This window comes from Pseudomonas sp. BGA-UO-ETr-WB11 (genome assembly GCF_059567785.1).
The window spans coordinates 529,162-544,418 of the sequence record NZ_JCAQOS010000005.1 but is presented as its reverse complement, the minus strand read 5'-3'; the positions used below and the strand labels follow the sequence as shown (position 1 = coordinate 544,418).

The 15,257-nt window shown below is 61.0% G+C and carries 15 protein-coding genes and 1 pseudogene; 4 read left to right on the top strand and 12 right to left on the bottom strand.

All coding sequences use genetic code 11. From position 1 onward, the window contains the following. The first annotated feature begins 151 nt into the window (after positions 1-151). A complete protein-coding gene (gene mltF, locus AC56DI_RS07905; protein ID WP_496345661.1) occupies positions 152-1,621 on the top strand; it encodes a membrane-bound lytic murein transglycosylase MltF in 1,470 nt (489 codons plus the stop codon). 36 nt (positions 1,622-1,657) lie between these two features. On the opposite strand, the gene tadA is transcribed toward mltF, so the two are convergent. The 4 genes from tadA to AC56DI_RS07885 form a co-directional block, all read right to left on the bottom strand. After that, positions 1,658-2,131, bottom strand: coding sequence for a tRNA adenosine(34) deaminase TadA (tadA, locus tag AC56DI_RS07900; protein ID WP_496345660.1), 474 nt, complete (start codon positions 2,129-2,131; stop codon positions 1,658-1,660). Continuing rightward, positions 2,131-3,501 carry a multicopper oxidase family protein gene (locus tag AC56DI_RS07895; protein ID WP_496345659.1) on the bottom strand — a complete coding sequence of 457 codons (1,371 nt, stop codon included), beginning with the start codon at positions 3,499-3,501 and terminating at the stop codon, positions 2,131-2,133. Before AC56DI_RS07895 ends, tadA begins: the two co-directional genes overlap by 1 nt. Positions 3,502-3,721: 220 nt before the next feature. Next, the gene (locus AC56DI_RS07890) at positions 3,722-4,384 is read right to left on the bottom strand and encodes a DsbA family protein (RefSeq protein WP_496345658.1); all 663 of its coding nucleotides are present in this window, start codon (positions 4,382-4,384) and stop codon (positions 3,722-3,724) included. A 26-nt stretch (positions 4,385-4,410) separates the two neighbouring features. Continuing rightward, the gene (locus tag AC56DI_RS07885) at positions 4,411-5,301 is read right to left on the bottom strand and encodes an MBL fold metallo-hydrolase (RefSeq protein ID WP_496345657.1); all 891 of its coding nucleotides are present in this window, start codon (positions 5,299-5,301) and stop codon (positions 4,411-4,413) included. Between the two features lie 121 nt (positions 5,302-5,422). On the opposite strand from AC56DI_RS07885, the gene AC56DI_RS07880 reads away from it, so the two are divergent. Further along, positions 5,423-6,358, top strand: coding sequence for a LysR family transcriptional regulator (locus tag AC56DI_RS07880; RefSeq protein WP_496345656.1), 936 nt, complete (start codon positions 5,423-5,425; stop codon positions 6,356-6,358). A gap of 314 nt (positions 6,359-6,672) precedes the next feature. After that, positions 6,673-7,467, top strand: coding sequence for a hypothetical protein (locus AC56DI_RS07875; protein ID WP_496345655.1), 795 nt, complete (start codon positions 6,673-6,675; stop codon positions 7,465-7,467). Positions 7,468-7,595: 128 nt separating this feature from the next. Here the strand turns inward: AC56DI_RS07875 and AC56DI_RS07870 are convergent, their stop codons facing one another. Further along, positions 7,596-8,252, bottom strand: coding sequence for an HNH endonuclease (locus AC56DI_RS07870; RefSeq protein WP_496345654.1), 657 nt, complete (start codon positions 8,250-8,252; stop codon positions 7,596-7,598). Then, positions 8,242-9,486 carry an ATP-binding protein gene (locus tag AC56DI_RS07865; RefSeq protein ID WP_496345653.1) on the bottom strand — a complete coding sequence of 415 codons (1,245 nt, stop codon included), beginning with the start codon at positions 9,484-9,486 and terminating at the stop codon, positions 8,242-8,244. Before AC56DI_RS07865 ends, AC56DI_RS07870 begins: the two co-directional genes overlap by 11 nt. 389 nt (positions 9,487-9,875) lie before the next feature. Here AC56DI_RS07865 and AC56DI_RS07860 point away from each other — a divergent pair, with 389 nt between their 5' ends. Beyond that, the gene (locus AC56DI_RS07860) at positions 9,876-10,595 is read left to right on the top strand and encodes a hypothetical protein (protein WP_496345652.1); all 720 of its coding nucleotides are present in this window, start codon (positions 9,876-9,878) and stop codon (positions 10,593-10,595) included. 46 nt (positions 10,596-10,641) lie between these two features. On the opposite strand, the pseudogene AC56DI_RS07855 reads toward AC56DI_RS07860, so the two are convergent. The 6 genes and pseudogenes from AC56DI_RS07855 to AC56DI_RS07830 form a co-directional block, all read right to left on the bottom strand. Further along, positions 10,642-10,755: pseudogene (locus tag AC56DI_RS07855) on the bottom strand (DUF2274 domain-containing protein); the annotation flags it as partial. Continuing rightward, entirely contained in the window at positions 10,752-12,038 is a 1,287-nt protein-coding gene (locus tag AC56DI_RS07850) for a TraB/TrbI/VirB10 family type IV secretion system protein (protein WP_496345651.1), read from the bottom strand. The gene AC56DI_RS07850 and the pseudogene AC56DI_RS07855, both read right to left, overlap by 4 nt. A gap of 2 nt (positions 12,039-12,040) precedes the next feature. Next, entirely contained in the window at positions 12,041-13,027 is a 987-nt protein-coding gene (gene trbG, locus AC56DI_RS07845) for a P-type conjugative transfer protein TrbG (RefSeq protein WP_496345650.1), read from the bottom strand. Then, on the bottom strand, positions 13,024-13,728 hold the full coding sequence (trbF, locus tag AC56DI_RS07840) for a conjugal transfer protein TrbF (RefSeq protein WP_023446472.1): 705 nt from the start codon (positions 13,726-13,728) through the stop codon (positions 13,024-13,026). The genes trbG and trbF overlap by 4 nt, the downstream gene beginning before the upstream one ends. A 13-nt stretch (positions 13,729-13,741) precedes the next feature. Then, complete coding sequence (trbL, locus tag AC56DI_RS07835) at positions 13,742-14,926, bottom strand: P-type conjugative transfer protein TrbL (protein WP_496345649.1); 1,185 nt, start codon at positions 14,924-14,926, stop codon at positions 13,742-13,744. Beyond that, a complete protein-coding gene (locus AC56DI_RS07830) occupies positions 14,923-15,246 on the bottom strand; it encodes an EexN family lipoprotein (protein WP_496345648.1) in 324 nt (107 codons plus the stop codon). Before AC56DI_RS07830 ends, trbL begins: the two co-directional genes overlap by 4 nt. Positions 15,247-15,257: the final 11 nt, after the last annotated feature.

The following is a 15,257-nucleotide window of genomic DNA, read 5'->3' as shown; positions in this document are numbered from 1 at the left end:
GGAAGGGGGGATGCTTTGAGGCCGTGCATTCTAGCCTAAAGAGGCAGGCAGGGCACCCGCCAGAAGCTGACCGGCCAACCACTGCCGGCTAACAGAGATGCCGGCCGCTGTCGAGATATGGCGACCCCGGTGCTTTGCGTATACTGCGCCGATGTCTGTCCAATCGATGTTCCGTCTGCGCTGCGGCCAATGGCTGCTGGCGACCGGGCTTCTCTTGCTGCTCAGTGGTTGTGGTGATGCCGACGTGCAACCCACCACCCTTGAGCGGGTAAAGGAAGACGGCGTGCTGCGCGTGGTTACGCGCAACAGCCCGGCCACCTACTTCCAGGACCGCAACGGCGAGACCGGTTTCGAGTACGAATTGGTCAAGCGTTTCGCCGAAGACCTGGGTGTTGAGCTGCAGATCGAAACCGCCGAGAACCTCGACGACCTGTTCCGCCGCCTCAACAGCCCCAACGGCCCACAACTCAGCGCCGCCGGCCTGGTGGCCAGCAGCGGCCGGCAAAGCCAGGCGCTGTTCTCCCATGCGTATTTAGAAGTCACGCCGCAGGTCATCTATCGCAACGGCACGCCACGACCGAGCAACAGCCGCGATCTACCGGGCAAACATATCGTTGTGCTCAAGGGCAGCAGCCATGCCGAGCAGCTTGCCGCCTTGCAGTTGCAACTGCCGGAGCTGCGCTATGAAGAGTCGGATGCGGTGGAAGTGGTCGACCTGCTGCGCATGGTCGACGAAGGTGCCATCGACCTGACCCTGGTGGACTCCAACGAGTTGGCGATGAACCAGGTGTACTTCCCCAACGTGCGCGTTGGCTTCGATCTGGACGAGGCCACCAGCCTGGGCTGGGCGGTGGCGGCTGGCGAAGACCGCAGCCTGCTCGACGAGGTCAATACCTTCCTAGACCAGGCCCAGAAAAACGGCACCCTGCAACGCCTTAAGGAACGCTATTACGGGCATGTCGACGTACTCGGCTATGTCGGCGCCTACACCTTCGCCAAGCATTTGCAGGCGCGTCTGCCGCGCTACGAAAAAACCTTCCAGAGCGAAGCCAAGAATCAGGGCCTGGACTGGCGCCTGCTGGCCGCCATGGGTTATCAGGAGTCGCTGTGGCAACCGGACGCCACCTCCAAGACCGGTGTGCGCGGCCTGATGATGCTGACCCAAAACACCGCCCAGGCGATGGGCGTGGTCAATCGCCTGGACGCGCGGCAGAGCATTCGTGGCGGCGCCAAGTACATCGCCCTGATCAAGCAAGACCTGCCAGCCGATATCAGCGAGCCAGACCGCACCTGGTTTGCCCTGGCCGCCTACAACATTGGCATCGCCCACCTGGGTGACGCGCGCAAGTTGGCCAAGGCCGAAGGCCTGAACCCCAACCTGTGGCTGGACGTAAAGAAGATGCTGCCGCGCCTGGCGCAGAAGAAGTGGTACAGCAAGACCCGCTACGGCTATGCCCGCGGCGGCGAGACCGTGCATTTCGTACAGAACATCCGCCGCTACTACGACATCCTCACCTGGGTAACCCAGCCGCAGCTTGAGGACCAGCAAGTAGCTGACCGCCAACTGCACGTGCCGGCCATCAACAAGACGCCGCCGAAAGAAACCCTGGCGCCGCTTTAGTCGCCCACGCCCCGGATGGCGCTGCGCTGATCCGGGCTACCGGCGCGCCTTGAAGAAGGCACTCAGCGCCTTACTGCACTCATCCGCCAGCACCCCACCCTCCACCAGCACCCGGTGATTGAGAAAGTCCTGGGCAAAGAACTCGCCACGGCTCTGCACAACCCCAGCTTTCGGCTCGCTGGCGCCGAACACCACCCGGGCGATGCGCGCATGCACGATCAAACCGGCGCACATGCTGCACGGCTCCAGCGTCACATACAGGGTGCTACCGGGCAGGCGATAGTTGCCGATGGCCTTGGCCGCATCGCGGATGGCGACCATCTCGGCATGGGCGCTGGGGTCATGGGTGCTGATCGGACAATTGAAGCCACGACCGATGACCTCGCCATCCTGCACCAGCAGCGCGCCCACCGGCACTTCGCCCAGAGCAGCACCTGCCTCGGCCAGCGACAGTGCCTGCGCCATAAAGTGCCGATCCTGGCTGCGGTCGATGATCAGGTTACGCGCCATTACACCACCTCAATGGCGGCCATCAGGCCGGTTTCCATGTGGTCGATCACATGGCAATGGAACATCCACACGCCGGGGTTATCCGCCACTAGCGCGATGCGCGCGACTTCATTTTTGCCCAGCAAGTAAGTGTCGGTGAAATACGGGATCACGCTGTGGCGATTGGACGACAGCACCTTGAAGCTCAAACCGTGCAGGTGAATCGGGTGTTGGTACTGGGCCATGTTGCGCAGCTCGAAGATATAGCTCTTGCCCAGCTCCAGGCTGGCGATGGGCTTTTCCGCGCAGTTTTTGTCAGCAATGTCCCAGGCCTTGCCATTGATCTGCCAATAGCTGGCTTTGGCACCGGCCGGCAGATTCTCGGTCAAGGTCGCCGTCCATTCGAAATTGAAGCGCAGGGTTTGAGCACCCTCTACATCAGGCTCACTGACCGGATTGGCCGGCAAGGCCGCAGGCCAATCGCCCGGCGCTGCATGGCTGGCCTGACCGCGCAGGGTAGCCAGGCGCAACGGGCCGTTGCGCAACGGCAACTCGATACCGGCGGCCGGCACTCGCAGCGCCAGGTCGATGCGCATGCCCGGCCCCAGCCAGTACTCCTTGCCCAGCGGCCGCGGCGCCACCGGGTTGCCATCCAGGGCATAGATGCGCGCATCCGCACCCGGCAGGTTCAGGCGATAGGTCAGGGTGTTGTCCAGATTGAGCACCCGCAAGCGCACCACCTCACCGGCCGGCAGCTCCAGGGTCGGCGCATGCACACCATTAATCGTCGACAGCCGCCCCGGCGTACCACCACGGGCCGCATCGCGCGGCACACTGAACGCGGTAAAGGCGCCCTGCTCGTCCAAGTGCCAGCTCTTCAGGCACAGGGTGCGCTCATGGGCAAAACCGCTCGGCTCACGCTCCTCGACAATCAGCGGACCGACCAGGCCGCGACCCAGCTGCTCGCTGCTACCCAGATGAGGGTGATACCAATAGCTGCCGGCATCTGGGGTAATGAAGTCGTAGTCGAAATACTCACCCGGCAGCACCGGCAACTGCGACACATAGGGCACGCCGTCCATCGCCAGTGGCAGACGAATGCCGTGCCAGTGAATCGTGGTGGAAACATCCAACTGGTTGATAAAGCGCACGCGCAAACGTTCGCCCTGCCGGCAGCGCAGCTCCAACCCCGGCGCCTGACCGCCATAGGCCCAGGCGGTGGTCATATGCCCTGGCACCAGCTCGACATCCAACGGCGCAGCGATCAGTTCATAGTCATGGGTCGCCACATTTTCCGGGCGCCCCAACCAATAGCGCACGCCACCGGCGCCGAGGCCAACAACGCCAAGACCGAGCAAGCCGGCGAGTACTTTTCTGCGAGTAAACGACATGGGTAAGGACTCCTGAGTAAGCACAAAACGCGGGCCCATCAGGCTGATGGTGGTTCGCCTCTAGCGGGCAAACGCACCAGTAAATCAAAGGCTTTAGCGATTTAAACTGCCGCCAATACTGCCAGAAAACACCCGCCAGAGCGATGCCGAGCCCCTAGGGTCTGTTGCCGTTTCATCGTGAGCCGCATTGCCGCGAGAAATGGCAACAGACCCTAGGCCGTTACTCAGTGGCGCTCGCCTGCCGCGCCAACTCTGCGCGCAAATAGCTCAGCCACTGCTGCGGATGCCCCAGATAATGACTGAGCTCCAGCACCCGCATATGCCCCCGACCATCCCCCAGTAACAAGGTCGGAAAACCCTGAGCGCCGGCTTGCGCCAGCAGCACACGGCTGGCGGCGATATGGCCTTGGGTCTGCCGCCCGCACGCCGCTTGGTAGGCGTTACTGAACGACAGCAGCGACAACCCCAACTCACCGGCCAATGCCGTCAGCACCTGCACATCGGCGATCCGCCGCCCCTCGACATAGTGCGCATGCTGGATGCGCTGCAGCATCGCCAGCCCCTGCCCAGTGACGGCTTGCGCGGCAAGAATGGCGCTGATCGGCGGCTCAGAGTCGAGCACTGCGCCCTGGTCATTGAGCAAACCATTGAAATAGCTGTCGCCAAATGGCTGGCCGGACAACTCGGCAATTCGCCGGTCATGGGGCAGCACATAGCCGCGCCACAGCGGGGTAATCATTCGGCGATTGGACCCCGTCAGCATGCCGCCGCCGTGCAACTCAATCTCCAGCCCTGGCAACTCAGCCGCGGCGTCTATCAGCGGCGCGACGCCATAGCACCAACCACAGAGCGGATCGAACAGGTAATGCAAGCGACTCCCCATGGGCAGGCCCTCCTGCGGCAAGCACTTTACTGCGGCCATTGCATTTCGCCTTTGAGCACCTTGGCGCTCAGCTCTAGATCGGCAGTACCGGTCAGGTGCGGGTACTGCTTAACCATCGCCTTGACCAACTCGCCGGAGTTGCTGGTCTTGGGCAATTGAGCCTCAAGCACCTTGAGATAGTCGGCCGTGAAACTCACCGAACTTAGCGTCATGCTCGCCCCTGGCAGGTAGTGCCCTGGCACCACGGTCTGCGGCTTGAGTGCCTGGATCTGCTGCAGGCTTTGCTGCCAGTCGGCGCGAGCCAGCGGCGTCTGCGCATCGGCCGTCCACAGGTGCATATTGCCGTACACCAACACTCCACCGACCACCGCCTTGAGAGATGGAATCCATACATAGCTGTGCGCAGACGCCACGCCATGCAGACCTTGCACATCCAACGGCTGACCATCAACGGTGAGCTGATTGCCTTGCAGCAACTCCGGCACCAGCAGCGCTTTCGGCGCATTGGTTTTGAGGATCGGCCCCCAATAAGCCAACTTGGCGTCCTTGTTGGCCTTGATCGCGGCGATGGTGGGCGCTGTAGCGACGATTTTTGCCTGCGGGAAGGCCGCGTGCAGCACGTCCAAACCGAAGTAGGAATCCGGGTCACTGTGGCTGATATAGATGCTGGTCAGGCGCTTGCCGCTGGCCTTGATCATCTCGACCAGGGCCTGGGCATCATTGGCCTGAAACTGCGCATCGATCAGCACCGCCTCAGTGGCGCCAGTGACCAGCTCGGATGAAACAGGGAACAGCGACTTCTCACCTGGGTTATAGACCTGCAACTTGAGCGGCTCGGCCGCTGCCACAGGGTTAGCAAACAGGCTCAGCGTGGTGATAGCGGCGAAGGTGGCAGACAGCAGAGTGGGTTTGAACATGGCGATAATCCTCAAGTCAGTGAAGAACGTGAGGCCATCTTATGCTGCGTAATCCGCACGAAAAACCGGCTAAACTGCAATTATTGATTGCTTAAATCGGACGAATCAGCAGGCCGTCTTAATGGACCGACTCATCGCAGCAGAAGTCTTTATCAGCATCGTCGAGCGCGGCAGCATGATCGCCGCCGCTCAAGCGCTGGGCATGTCACGGGCCATGGTGACGCGCTACCTGGCGCAAATGGAGGACTGGGCCGGGGCCCGCTTGCTGCACCGCACCACCCGCAAACTGAGCCTCACCGCCGCCGGTGACGAAACCCTGAGCCGCTGTCGGCAACTGCTGGAAATCACCGCCCACATGGCCGTCAGCACCAGCAGCGATGAACCGCAAGGGCTGCTGCGCATCAGTTGCGCCCAGTCGTTGGCGCAAAGCGTGTTGGCGGGGGCCGTCAGCCAGTATTTACGCCGCTACCCGCAGACCGCCGTCGACCTGCAAACCAGCAACCATGCGGTCAATTTAATCGAGGAGCGGATCGATCTGGCGGTGCGCATCACCAACGCCCTAGAGCCCAACCTGATTGCCCGGCAATTGGCCAGCTGCGCCTCGGCGGTGTGTGCCGCGCCCAGTTACCTAGCTGCACAAGGGACGCCGGCGCGGGTCGAAGACTTGGCCGTGCACAACTGCCTGACCTACTCCTACTTCGGCAAAAGCCTCTGGCAGTTCAGTCGCGCAGGGGAAAACTACTCGGTACCGGTCAGCGGCAACCTCAGCGCCAATGACTCACTGGTGCTGCTCAGCGCCACCCTGCAAGGCGCCGGCATCGCCCTGCAGCCGCGCTATTCGGCGGCCCCGTTAATTGCCAGCGGTCAATTAGTCGCGTTGCTGCCCAGTTATCAGCCCCAGGAAATGGGCATCTACGGCATCTACACCTCGCGCAAGCAGTTACCGAGGACGCTGCGCAGCATGCTGGATTTTCTGCTCGACTGGTTTGCCAACGACCCGCAATGGCTGGCGACCCTGAACGCAACGCCCGCGAGCAAGGCCACACCAAGAACCTGAAAACAAAGAGTGCAGATAGCACAAGGGCAGCCTGAGCTGCCCTTGTGCGTTACATCATTCCCACTCGATCATCAACAAGCCACCTAACCTATTGTGGCTAAAGGGATTGATTTTGATCGAATTAAGGTCTTACCGCCGCTTTTACCGTCAACCCCGCAATGCTTTCGCTGGCGTGGAAGAAGGAGCGCCCGGTGGGTACGTAGACATTATCGATCACGACTATCTTAACGCGTCAGCGTCCTCCTGCGTACGATGTTACTAGGCAGGAATTCGGCTGCCCTCAAAATGCACAGTTCGAGAAAGGACAAACTTTCATGCTCCAACTCGCCTCTCTGCTACAACAAGCCTGCAGCGACTACCAGCAGTATCTTGACTCCATCCTCAGACCAGCGATGGCTGAACTGGAAGCCGACATCGACTCGCGACAGGCCAAGTTACACCGAGTCCTCGGTGCCAACTTATTTATCGCTCATGCCGTCGATTACATCCAGGCAATCCGCAAGACTGACGGGATAAAGGAAGGCAGAGGTGATTTCGTTCACCAGTTTGACCAGGTGTTCAGCGTGGAAGGAACTCGTTTGAGCAATCGTAAATTCGAGCTCATTGATGCCATCAATAACGCACTCAAACACATCCGACTTGACCCTAAGCGCTATCAGGGCCTCGAACAGCACTACGGCCCCATTTCATTTCAAAGCCTGTATGAAGAGAACGGTCGAGTGCTGTGCATCCTTGATGGCTACCGGTTTGACTATGCACGAGTCGTGCTGCACCCGGCATACGAAGCCCTGGCGAACTGGAACCTCGAGACTGCTGAGGACGTTCTCAAATTTGCTCGAGGCAACATCTCAATCAGCACCTGGTCTACCGACGACGAGTTAATGACATCAGATGATCCAGCCGATGCCATCGATCAGATGATCATCGCCTGCAATCCAACCTGCGAGCACTGTAGGGAGACGGAAGACGCTTGCTATTGCGCAGAGTTTATCTTCGAAGGCGAGCAAGGACGGTTCGAACCTCGATTCCGTTCTGATTTTGACTTCGACTCGGTGATGTCAAAAATTTCGGGGGGGGTACTCACCACACGCATGACTTGCGAGATCTAAGGTGCCCCGACCTCAAGCAACTCATAGAAGAAATACCCACTACCGCTAAATAGTCGCGGGGCCAACCGCCGCCGGAGACCTCGGAGCCAGGCAGTCTAGGCACGAGTGGTATGTCCGCCCCCGATCGCTCATTGCCCGAAGGCATCGGCAAGCGACCTGACCTCTAGAGCACCCTCGCCCAGATTTTCCGGTGCCTCCAGACCCTGAGCCCGGTCGAAGCTGTTGACCTCCAGCCCGCGCAAATTGAAGTAATTGTAGGTGTACTCCCCTTTTAAGCTTCCAGGCACGATCGTGTACTTGACGATCACCGCCTCGTCCATCTCCTGCGCGGAGCGCGACATGTGTTCACGATAAAGATCGAAGTTGGGATGAATGAAGCGGTAGCCCGCGCTCGCCGCGAGCTGCGCCATATTGCTCGGAGTCACAACAAAGTCAGTTTTACTCTTTTTGTACTCCATATTGCACCGTTTACAGGCAATACCCAGGTTCCACATCGTGTAGGACAAGGGTCTATAGCCAGCAATCGATTTGGGCAGGACATGCTCTCTATCGGTCATGAATGAGCCTCCGCCATAAAGGTTGACTCGACAGTAGCAGCACTTGTGGCCATGACGCTGGAGATGATAATCGCGGATCTTTGCCTTGACGCTGGCTATTGCGGTGGATTGTGCGCCGCCCGGATTCCACCCCCATGGATCGGGGGTCGCAAGAGCGGCCGTCACGGCGTTCTGTTCGTCAGCAGTGAGCGCAAACGCGTCGATAGCAGGCAGATATTTATCGACCATCGTTCCCCCTTGTACTCCGGATCACCTCGACCTGGTCGAGCAGTGATCTGACCGCGGTGAAAAAGCTCCGCTGACGGTCGTCGAAGCTCTCGTCCTCCATCCTTCCAACTAGCGCCAAGACCTGCTCTTTCGTTATCTCCCCCCTCTCGAAGCGGGATACTTCGTCGACAATTCGCTCGCTGACGAAATGGTTCGCCGGAGTCACGACTTCGAAGGCACGCCAGAGTATCTCCTCGATACTGCTCAGCGAACTACCGGTGCGATCGATCGATAAACGCTGAGGGCGTCCATGGCGAATCTCGAACACTGATACGAGATCCGAGCTATCTGCCAGCGCGCCTGTGACCACTAACGGTGCGTGGGTGGCCACGATTACCGTCGGATTGCGGTAGCTCAAAGCGGTCAGAACTTGGTCGATGTATTCACGCTGCCAGTTTGGATGCAAACTATTCTCGGGTTCATCAACGATGACGATCGGGTACTCGCCCGCGTTCGTTATTAGGAACAGAAGCGAGGAGATCAGTGCTAGCTGCCCCGAGCTCGCATGCTGCATCTCGATGATGTCGCCGTTATCCAGCCGCTGCAAATACACTCGGATGCCACGAAGAACGTTACGGCCGCGCAGCTTGGATTCGAGCCTCAGGACAGATCCGAACTCCCAAGCACGACTGAAGTCGAGAACCTTCTCGGAAGCATCAATCCAAATGGGCTCAGATGGATCATGGCGCTGGAGAAACGCCAACGCCAGATCGAGGTCCGCCTCTAGGCGGTCATCCGTTCCACCCGAGACAGGCGAATAATCCGGAGTCTCGTCCACCCTCTCGACGAACGCTCCCTGTAGCTGCGAGCGGACTTCATCGAGAGGCATGCCGAAAAACATACCTGGGTCGATGCGGAAGCCGAAGCGGGCGCGATAGCCGCAATACTCAAGAGCGGAGCTGATCTGAAAGAATGCGGCTCCGGATCCTGCCAGCGACGCCGCCACAGCCCTTTTGACGATAACCCTTGGAGAGCCGTCGGTCTTCCCGACAGATATGCGTCGTACGCCCCTAAGGCCAGAAAACCGATCATGGGGCGTATTACACACGATCACAATGTTGCGATCACTACGGTGATTGATGGCTAAATCGCGAAGAAACGAGCTCTTTCCAGACCCGTTCGGTCCAACGAGTATCGAGACTGACTCCTGCGCAGGCCAGTTACCATCTAAGCCGAGACAGTCCAGCATTACCATATGATGCCTCGTCGAGCATGAACCTTGACCAAGTCAATCTCCCTTTGCACAGGCTTGGCGCCCACACGCCAGACCAAATTCGCAATACTATCGCAAGCTTCAGGCTTAGACAGAGATCCACACCGACACTCGCTAGCCAAATATTGTCGTGGTCGGTTATGCACAGTTGCGCCACGACGAAATCCACGGTTTCTCGCCATTGCACAAGCTGACTGAGCTTTGCGAGGTAATAGACATACATCCCCTCACACTGCTAGCGTCGACCTTCGCTGGCGACAGCATCAACGATATGGATCGTCTCCAGGAGCAGGTGCGCCAAGAGCTCGAACTCATTGTGCAAAGTGACATGCTGCCCTCCCAGAAGAACCGTTGAAAAGGGATTTTCTTTAGTGAGCCTTCCACTTGTAGATACGTTTTTCCCGCCTTATGAGAAGTGGGAAGAGAGAAGCCCCACACTTGATGAGATGATGGCAGCAGGAAACCCTCACCTGCGCATTCGCACAGGACTGGAAGCATCCGTCGGTAGCGCTTTTGATGCTGCCACTTACATGGCTCGTGTCGGCGCTGACAACGGTCTTGGCAACTTCATCAATAACGCATTGGACAGCAGTGATGCTTACAAGTACTGGCGGCAAGCCATGCCCTCCAGGACTCCTGACGAACTTTCTCGCTATCAGAAATCCTATCCCAACTGTGATTTCGATCAGGTTTCCAAGGAAGTCGAAGCGATCGGCCATGTACTAATTGAGCAGCAATGCCTCTTCCATGCAGGCTTGTGGCCGGGCGGAGATCACCTAGTTACAGATCGCCCACTTTCCACTTCGTTTTGCCCACAGGTTGCCCTACGGAACGCCGACCATATAGGCAAAGGGTACGAAGCCGGCCGGATCGACTTGTTCGTACTAAAAGCGACCAACCCGAAGACAAAGGTGTTTGCTTACAAGCGGAAAGGCACGAATCTCGGTCATGAAAACGAAGTGCTGTTTGCCGCTGGCGCCGATCTGTCGCTGAGATCGGCCGAAGTGGTAAATACCGACTATCTGGCAGGCAAGTGGGGACTCCCTAACAAGCGCATATCGATCCGCGTGTTGGCGATCGATATTTCGTAATCGGCTTTCGCAGATAAGAAGTCAACCAAAGGTCGCAATGCTGCAACACTGCGGCATTGCGGTCGAGGTCATTCTTCAGACTGGCCGGGCACGCGAATGTCAGCTTCGAGCTCTCGGTCTTGGGCAACGGCCCCAGACGCAGTTTGCGTGTCGTGCTCATCGTGAAATCCCCCGATTGAAGAACAGCGGTTGGTAAGGCCGAAGCACCAGGTCCCGGTTAACGATGATGCGTACCGGCAGGCCCGGGCGTTCGGTCAAGGTGGGCTGAATGTTCATGCTGCGCCGGGTCATCTCCTGTCCGACCTGGTTCACGCTGTCCTGCACGCCGTCACGACCGGCAATGATGACGCGGTCGCCGTCCTGGCGGTTCTCCGGTGCGGCCAGCTCGGCACCGATACCCAGCAACGTCGTCAGCGCCGCGCCAGCGAAGACGCGATCCCAGTGCCAGTCCACACCATCTTCCAGGCCGGAATAACCGGCCGGGTCAGTACCCACAAGGTTGTCCAGCGTCAGTGAGGACGTGTCCGGCAGGATGATGCGGTTCCAGACCACCTGCACACGGCTCTGCCCGTAGCTGACCTGGCTGTTGTAGCGGCCGAGGATGCGCGAGCTCTGCGGAATCAAAAGGTACCTGCCGGTCGCAGTGTCGTAGACCGGTTCCGTCACCGTGCCGATCACATCACCCGGAAGATCCGACTTGATGCCTGTTACCAGCGCGCCGGCAATCACTGTGCCAGCCATAACCTGGTACGGCGACGCAGGCAGCTGCAGGTTCCCAGAATTGTGAGTTTCCGCGACACCGGTGTGCAGGAACGCCTCCTTTTGCTCCTGCCGGTTCTGCACGGCGGTCGGGTCGGCGGGCTGTGCGGCCGTGGATGCCGGACCGGAGGCCAGCGGATCGAAGCCCGCCAGTGTTGCTGAATCCGAGGCAGGTTGTGCAGGCGCAGCCACAGTTGGGCGCGGGCTGCCCGTGCGGAAGAACACCGATGAGGCCGCAGCCTCTTCTGCCTCCTTAAGGCGTGCCAGCCGCTGGGCCTCGGCTGGATCATGGCCAGGCGGCGTGTAGCTGGGTGCCGACGGTCGCTGCGACTGCACGATGGCCGGGCCAAGATCGCCCGGCAGCGGCGGCCCCAGCTCGGGTGGTGGTGGCGACGGTGGCGGCAACTTGGAATAGTCAGAGGGCAGCCGGTCGAGCCCTTCGGAGCGAGAAACGCGGTCGACATTATATAGTTCCGCCGAATCGCTCCCTCCCCGAGGCTTCGGCGGCTGCAAGGACCAGATGGTGGCCCCAAGCACCGCGACGGAGAGCCCGCCGGCAAGCGCTGCCAGGATGCGCCGATTCAATCGCGTGACCGGGCGTGGCTGGGCGCGCAAAGCCACCGTTTCAGGCGGGACTTTGCCGGCCTGCGGCGCGACAAGGTCGGGGGTATCGTCCTGACTCATGCTCAGTTCCCCCGCGCCACACCATCCGTGCGCTCGATGCGTACCACGTCGCCCTTGTCGCCGCCCAGGCGCAGTTCAGCCGCGCCAAACAGCCGATCTACGATGTAGTACGGCGAGCGGAAACGGTAGTTGACCAACTGCCCATCGCCTTGCGCACCGATCACGAACATCGGCGGCAGCTCGCCCTGGGCGATGCCGGCGGGAAACTGGATGTAGACCTTCTCGCCATCATCGAAGGCGCGCAGCGGCTGCCACGGCGGATTGCTGCCGCTGATCGCGTAGCGGAAGCGGAGCTTCTCTAGCGAGAGGCCGCTATCGACCGGCGCGCTCGTCTGCGCGGCCTGCGCCTGGCGCTGCAGGGCCAGCATCCTGTCTTTCGGGTAATCCCAGGATACCGAGGCCATCCAGGCTTTCTCGGTCGAAGTCAGCTCAATCAGGTAGGTGCGCCGGCTGGTGGTGATGACCAGATTGGTCTTGAGGCCCGAGCGAATAGGCTTAACCAGCACGTTGACACGCAGCGCGTCGCCGGAACCACTGGAGGTGTCGCCGACGATCCAGCGCACCGTGTCGCCAGCGGCCACCGTCACCAGTTCCTCACCGGCCTGCAGCGCGATAACGGTCACGCGCTCCGGCGCGGCATAGACTTGGTAAAGCGCGCCGTCACTGTAGGGCCAGACTTGGATTGCATTGATGTAGCCCTCTCGCGTAGGCACCACCCTCGCCTCCTGGTTGGCGCGCGACACCCTCACTTTCTCGTCGGCCGGCTCCGGCGCAGGACCGGCTTCGTCTGACAGCGGCTTCATCTGTGCCGGCATCGGCAACACCTTGGGCACCGCCACCACGGTCAGCGGCTTAGGTGGCTCGGGCAGCGGCTGCGCCAGCACCGGCTCGTCGAGCGAAATACGCGGTGGTAGCTTGCCCTGGCCGCTACAGCCGGCCAAGGCAAGCAAAACCAAGGGGAGCGCGGATATACGAAAAGACAGGTTCATGGCTTGGCTCCTTCGGACGCATCGAGTTCGCGACTCCACGACAGCCCGTTGACGTAGATGCCCAGGGGGTTCTTGCGCAGGCGCTGTTCGGTACGCGGGGTTTGCAATACGGTGGAGATCACCGCGTTCCAGCGCTCGGTGCCGACGGGCGAGCCGTGGACGAAGCGCTGCTCCGTCCAGCGCACGTTGAAAGAGGCGTCGCTGGCCCGCACGACGCTGCTAACCTGCACCGTCACCGACTCCTTGCCGACGCGGGCGAACGGATCGTTGGTACGCGCGTAGTCGTTGAGCACGGCCGCGCCACGATCAGTGGTGTAGTCGTAGGCATCGAGCCAGTTCTGCCGTACCACGATCGGGTCGATGGACAGCGAGCGCACCAGCGTGACAAAGCGCGCCAGGTGATAGGCGACCTGCGCATCGGCCGGCCGGTACGGTGTGGCGGCCTCGCCGACCGCGCGAACCTGGCCAGACCTGTCCACCTCCACCACATAGGGCGTGACGATGGACTGCGCCGAGCGCCAGACCAGACCGCCCGCCATCAGCAGTGCGAGCGCCAGACAGCCAAAGGCCATGAAGCGCCAGTTTCTCGCCTGCACGCGGGCCGAGCCGATGCGCTCGTCCCACGCCTGCGCAGCGGCCTGGTACGGGGTGGCGGGTTGCGGCGTCTCGGCATAGCGCACCCGCGGACGGTTGAAACGCATGGTTCGTCCTCCTTTATGAATCCGAATCCCGCAAGTTCGGGCCACTGCCCGAACCGCCGCCGTCGCCACCGCGCAGCGTGTGCGCGACGGTGGTGGCGGCATGGCTGATCTGCTGGCGGCGCTGCAAGCGCTTGGCCCATGCGGGTTGCGCCTTGGCATCGTTGGCGACCTGGTGCGCATTGCCCAGGGCGGCCGCGCTGCCACCAGAGGAAGCTCCACCTCCACCAGCAAACCGGCCCTTGAGCGAGCGCATCCCGGCAGCCAGCTTCGCGGCCGGTGCCATGCGCGCTCCGGCCGCGACCGCAGCACCCACGCCGGTTGCGGCGGCACCGACGGCGACAGCCATGCCCGCCGTACCGAGCGCGGCACCGGCCATCGCTCCCGCACCCAGCTGCGGGCCACCGGAAATCAGCCCCGTGGCGATGCCCGGGCCGAAGATGCCCAGGGCGAGCAACGCCAGCGAGGCCAGCATGACCACCAGCGCGTGGTCGATGGACGGCTCGTCGGGATGTACCTGGAACTCGGCGAACAACCCCGTGCCAATACCGACGATCACCGCCAGCACCAGCACCTTGACGCCGGAGGACACCACGTTGCCCAGCACCTTTTCGGCCAGGAAGGCGGTCTTGTTCCACAACGCGAATGGCACCAGTACGAACCCTGCAAGCGTGGTCAGCTTGAACTCGATCAGGGTGATGAACAGCTGTATCGCCAGTACGAAGAAGCTGACGATGACCACCAGATAGGCCAGGAACAGGATGACAATGGGGTCGAGGTTGACGAACACTTCGGGGAAGCCGGTCATCTCGCCGATCTGCTCCAGGATCGGTGCGCCGGCGTCGATGCCGGTTTTCGCCAGCCGTCCCGGCTGCAGGAAGGTCTCCATGCTGAGCGAGCCGGTCGCCGTCAGGCCCAGCCCGGCAAAGGAGCGGAAGACGATGCTGGCCAGCCAGTTGAAGTTACCGATGATGTAGGCGAAGGCACCGACGTAGAGCACCTTGCGAATGAGCTTCGCCATCACGTCTTCACCTTGGCCGGTGGCATGACCAAGCGCCCAGTAGAGCCCGGCGAACGTCATATCGATGGCGATCAGCGTGGCGGTCAGGAAGGCGACCTCGCCCTGCAGCAACCCGAAGCCCGAGTCGATGTAGCGCGAGAACGTATCGAGAAAGCGGTCGATGACCGTCACGTCATTCATGGTGTGGTCTCCGAAGCAAAAGCAGCCGGCGCATCGCGCCCGGCCTCAGCCTCATCGTCGACGGGGCTGTCAAAAGTCGGTGGAATCGGCGGCAGCTCCTCCAAGGTGACGTATTCTTCCGGGCCGCTTTGGCCAGCGAAGAAACGGCGCCGAGACACCTCGGCGGCAGCCCGGCAAGCGCCCTCGCCCACGGCCTGCCGGTCGGCTGCGCACTGGGCGCGCAGCGCCTTGAGCCGCACAGGGCCGGCGGTCAGGTCTTCACTGGACGGCTCACCGCAGCCCGCCAGCAGCGCAACCGACAACACAAGGACGTATCGCATGGCGTCCTCCT